2 protein-coding genes and 1 pseudogene are annotated in these 5380 nt (G+C 74.9%); all 3 read right to left on the bottom strand.

What is annotated here, in order from left to right; all coding sequences use genetic code 11:
• Positions 1–544, bottom strand: a pseudogene (locus tag ABT381_RS34870) (hypothetical protein); the annotation flags it as partial.
• Entirely contained in the window at positions 544–4329 is a 3786-nt protein-coding gene (locus ABT381_RS34865; protein WP_351601840.1) for a putative baseplate assembly protein, read from the bottom strand. The pseudogene ABT381_RS34870 and the gene ABT381_RS34865, both read right to left, overlap by 1 nt.
• Positions 4326–5380, bottom strand: a 1055-nt coding sequence (locus ABT381_RS34860; RefSeq protein WP_351601837.1) for a putative baseplate assembly protein, incomplete at its 5' end; no start/stop codon positions are given. The genes ABT381_RS34865 and ABT381_RS34860, both read right to left, overlap by 4 nt.

Here is a 5380-nt window from a genome sequence, read left to right as displayed (position 1 = left end):
GGTCCAGCCCCGCGCCGTCCCGCACGTCCACCAGCCGGCCGCGCGCGGCCCGCCGCTCGTTGCCGGCCGCGGTCCCCGAGCCGTACAGCTTGACCGGCTGGTCCTGGGAGACCAGCCGGGAGAACTCCACGGCCCGCGCGGGCCACCCGGCCACCTCGGCGGACAGCTCCTCCAGCAGCGAGAGGGTGCCCTTGCGGCGGCGGTTGGCGACCGTGGACGCCACGTCGCGGCGCGGGGCCAGCGCCTCGGCCAGCCGCCGCCGCGAGGAGTCCGGCAGCCCGCCGTCCTTGAGCCCGGTGGCCAGCACCCGTTCGTAGCCGGGCAGCGGCTTGTACCCGACGAGGTCGCCGAGGTAGGGCAGCACCCACTCCGCGGCGGTCTCCACGAACCAGTCGTCGTACTGCTGCTCGACCCCGTCGCGTACGAGATCGACCTGCTCGGCGATGACGGCGAGCAGCGCGCGCAGTGGCTCGCCCTGTTCGGCGTCCCGCAGCCGGTGCCACTGCGGGAGCAGCTCCGCGAGCCCGTCCGGCTCCCTGGACATCACTTGACCTCCGTCAGAATCATGGTGTCCGCGACCTGCGGCGAGAACAGCGCGAGCTGGGCAGGCCGTATACCGCGGAAGACACACACCGAGCGGCCCTTTGCCAGCGGCTGGGTATCGGTGATGTCGGGGTTGAGACGCAGCAGTTCGGCGAGCGAGATGCCGTTGCGGCCCGCGACCGAGCTGATCGGCTCGCCCTTCTCGTCGGTGACCCGGTAGGTCTGCTCGTCGTACGTGGCCCGCCGGGCCGGCACGGTCGTGCGCGGCCCGGCCAACTCACCGGCGAGCCCCGCGAGATCGGCGGGCGTGGCGGAGGCCGGTACGCCCGTGAAGGCGTCCACGTCCACGTAGTCCACGCCGGGCACGGACTGGGCGGTGGCCAGCACCTCCGACAGCCGCGCGGGCTGCCCCAGTTCGCGTCCTTCATAGCCCAGGCGGCGCAACAGGGCGGCCCGCACCCGTGGTTCGACCGCGGCCCACGAGTAGTCGGGCGCGACCTTGACCTTGGCGACCAGCAGGAGCAGTACCAGCTCCCGCACGTCGACGCGCACCGGCAGCGCGGCGTCGCCGTACTCCGCCAGCGAGGACCGCAGCGCCCGCAGCACCTCGGCGTCGGCCGCGACCGGATTGTCGTCCACCCCGGCCACCGTCAGGTGCAGCACCTGCCGCCGCCCGTCGTACAGTTCGGCCGCAGCCGCCCGGCCGATGCCGGCCCGGGAGCGCGCGAAGTCCTCGTAGTCGGGGAGCGAGACCAGCCGGTCCAGCGCTGAGACGGCGAGCGGGACGGTACGGCGGGTGAGGCCGGGGCCGTCGGCGTCCGCGCCGCCGGTGGCGGGCTGCGGGTTGGTGACGCCGGTGACGCCCAGCGGGCGGGTGATCGCCTGGGTGATGCGGCCCGCCTTGACGTTGGCGGCACGCCCTGTGCCGAAGCGGTAGCGGGCCCGGACGTTCTCGTGGCCGGTGGGCAGCCGCGCGCCGTGCACGCCGTCGCCGAAGGTCACCGTCGTCCGGCCGTCCCCGGCCGCGCCCAGGACGTACACCCGCTCGCGCGGTCCGCGCCCGGCCAGGCTGTCGACCCGGTGCCACAGCAGCCCGTCGACCCGGACCTCCAGCTCGGGCACCGCGCCCAGCGGGTTGTCGTCGGGCAGCCAGGTGAGCGGGGACTGCCACAGCGCGAACGCCTGGTTCGCCTGCTCGGCGTTCCCGCTGCCCAGCGGCTCGTCCCGGCTCTCGCCGTGGGTGGCGGGCACGACGTTGCCCTGGATGCGGACGGTGTCGCGGCGGTACCGGTAGGAGAGGTCGGCGGTGAGCGTGAGGACCGTGTGGACGTGGTCGCCGGGCAGCTCCTCGTCCAGCCGCTGGTCGACCGCGGCGATCACCGCCAGCTCCGTGCCGCGCACCCCGGCCGAGCCGGGGATGTCGGTCCGCTCGCCGGAGACGACGATGTACCGGCCGGGGCGCAGCCCCTCGTACAGCTCGGCCAGCTCCAGCTCGTTGCCGTGCACGTCCTCGCCCAGCGGCTCGTCCGCCATCCGCAGCGGCTCGCCGCCCGCGTGCACGGTCGTGTCCCGGATCGCCGACAGCACGACGTCGTGCTCGTCCAGCCACGGGTCGGCGAGGGTCAGCTCCGTGCCGCGCCCGGTGATGCCGAAGTTGGTGTACGCGGCGGTGCGGACGGCCGTCACGCGGGTGGTGACGAACGCCAGCTTCTTGTCGCCGGGGATGCCGTCCGGGCCTTCGGCGCCCTTGCGGGGCCGCTGGACCGCGACCCAGCTGCCGACGGTGATGCCGTCCTGCACGGACTCCAGCGGCAGGACGTAGCGGTTGGCGGGCGCGGGCACGGTCGCGATGCCGATCTCCACGGCGGGCGGCTCGCTGCCCGGCGTGCGCCGCACCGTCACCTCGTACTCGCCGTGCCGGACCTGGTGCTTCTCGCCCGGCGCGAGGTCCCAGGTCTTCGTGTCGCCGTTGTTGACCGCGACCTCGATCTTGCCGTCCTCGTCCGGGCGGGCCACGAACAGGGAACGCTCGGGCAGCCCGGCCAGCAGCCGGACGGTGACCCCGGGCTCCTGGGACTCGGTCGGGCGGCGGCCCAGCCAGCTCAGGTCGCGGTCCTGCCCGGTGCGGGTGGACACCTGGACCCGGCCGGGGCCCAGGTCGAAGGAGCTCTCCGACGGCAGGTTCTCGGTGTACTGCACCGAGCTGCCGGTCTCGGCGTGCTGGAACTCCGCCTTCACCGGCACCTTGCCGGCCGTGTCGAAGACGATCCGCACGCTGGTCAGCACGCCGCCGCTGAGCGGCCAGTCCGCGGTGCGGATCACCCGGCCCGCCTCGTCCTGCACGGGCTTGAGCGGCGCGGTGGCCCCGAAGGGCGCGGCCGTCACCCGCATCGCCAGCAGCGCCCGCAGCGCGGCGGGCGTCGCGGGCGCGGCCTGCCGCCACGCCGTGTACATCCCGTCGGACAGCCGCGGGTCCAGCGCGGACAGCAGCCGCGCGGTGAGGTCCGAGCCGGGCGCGAAGAGGCGTCCGGGGTCGCGCGAGACGGCCCGCGCGCCGGACGGGGGCCGCACGACGCTGGTACGGAGGGCGGGCAGTACGGCATCGAGGGCGCGGAGGGCGGGGGTGGGCTCCGGTGCCCCGCTGCTTTTGAGTTTCGGCGCCGACGGCGGCACGGTACGGGCGGGCTCCAAGTCCCCGGCCCGCTCCCGCACCTCCCCGACCACGGCTTCCAGCTGCTCGAACCAGGCCGCGACCGCCTCGTACGGCGCGGCCAGCACCTGTGCCTCGGCCAGCCGCTCGTGCGGTCCGGCCAGCCGTGCCGCGAACGCAGCGGGCGTCTTGGCAGCCTCGCCTTCCAGGTCCTTGCGCAGCGGCGCCAGCACCTGCGTGTCGAAGGTCTCGATCAGCTTGCTGACCGGCCGCGGGTTGGGCGTCTCGGCGGTGGGCGGCCCGGGCTCGTCCGGATCGTCGGGGTCGCCGCCGTCCTCCGGCTCGGTGATCCACTGCTTCAGCTCGTCCACCAGCTCCTTGAGCGTGGCCGGTGCGGACTGCTGCAGCCCGATCGCGGTGACGTCCTCCTCCCGGTCGATGCGGACCCTGGCGACCGGCAGCAGCCGCTGCTCCTTGCCGCCGAAGTCGAACAGCAGCTGGTCACCGGTCTGCAGGGAGGTGGCCGTCCCCGACACGTACAGCTCGGACCGTTTGCGGAGATCCTCGGCGACCAGCAGCGCGGGCCGCCGGCGCCGGACCTTCAGCTCGTTCCACGCCCAGCGCGCGGTGAGGTCCTCGCTGGTCTCGAAGGTCTGCGACTCCTCGCCGGTGGCCGCCGGCACGCTGTGGCTGCGCGCGCCGCGCGGGATGACGACCGGCAGGTCCTCGGCGCGCGGGTCCTTGTCGAGGGTGTACGCGAGGTGGGTGTCGGCCGCGACGCCGGGGCGCGGCCGGTGCCCGACCAGCCGTCCGAGCAGCGCGAGGGACCGGTGCTCATTGGCGGTGCGCAGATAGCCCTCGTCCGCGATCCGCTCGCTGTGGAAGGTCAGTACGTCGCCGAGGACCGCCCAGGCGTCCAGCAGCCCGATCGCCGGGTCGTCGGTGGTGCGGACGGTCAGGCCGCGCAGCGCCGGGTAGGCGGGCGAGGCGAGCCGGTCCAGCATCCCGGCCAGGAACGTGCCGTACGTACCGACGCGGTAGTCCAGGGCCGTCCGGGCCGGCGGGTTGTACAGGGCGTCCGGGGCGCGCCGCTCGTCGCTGCCGCCCCCGCAGCCGCAGCCGCACGTGGCGCTCATCGCGCACCTCCGAGCGCTCCGAGATCGATGACGAGGCGGCCGTTCTCCGGGCGCTCGGGGTCGTTGTCGCACACGGCGATCTCCAGCGGGCCGAGCCGCAGCACACCGTCCTCCAGTGCTCTGTTGTCGAGGTGTTCCTGAGACGAGAAGCGCTGCAGGCGGGTCACCCGCACGCTCTCCACGCCCGGTACGGCCGCGGCGACCGCGGTGAGACGGCTCAGCCGCACCGGCTCGCCGAACGTCAGCGCGTCCGGGTGGAAAAAGCCCAGCCGGCCGCCCGGGAGCCGGCGGTTGCCGAGCACCCGGGTCAACTCGGCCAGGATCCGCCCGTGTTGATGCCCCGGCGCCGCGCACACCTCGATCTCGATGTCGAGCGGCACCGTGCGGGCCGGCTCCACGACCAGGTCGTGCCCGATCCGCCGGTAGCTCTCCAGCGCGTACGCGACGGAGTCCAGCAGCTGGGGCGTGGGCTCGCCCGTGCGCGCCGCGTCGATCGCGACGTGCGCCTCCTGCACGCTGCCGGTCCAGCGGATCTCGGCCGCTGCCCGCTGCACACCGGGCAGCGCGGACGCCAGCTCCGCGTAGTCGGCGGCGGTGACGGCCCTCTGGCGGGTGCGCTTGAGGTCGAGCGGCGCGAGCTGCCGTACCTGATCGACAGATTCGGGCGCGACGCCGCCGATCGCGGGCAGCGGGTTCCGCACGCCCGCCACCGGCATCGGGTCACCCCCGTCCGACTCCTCCGCCGGACGGCTCAGTACGAGGTGGTTGATGGCCTCGGCGCCCACGTTGCCCGCCGTGCCGCCGCCCAGCCGGTAGTGCAGCGTGAGCCGGCTGCCGGGCTCCGGGCGCGCGCCGTACCGGCCGTCCCCGAAGCGCAGCGCGATCCGCCCGTCGTCCTCCAGCTCGCCCACGAAGTGCCGCTCGCGCGGCCCGCTGTCCAGCAGGTCGCGGCGCGGCACCCAGGTGTGCTCGCCGTCCTCGATCCGTACGGCGGGCAGCGCGGCCCGGGGGTCGGGCGCCAGGCTCGCCGCCGGGCCGTGCAGCACCGGCT

It is taken from the genome of Streptomyces sp. NPDC000151 (assembly GCF_040301705.1).
GTDB lineage: Bacteria > Actinomycetota > Actinomycetes > Streptomycetales > Streptomycetaceae > Streptomyces.
This window is presented reverse-complemented; position numbering and strand designations above follow the sequence as displayed.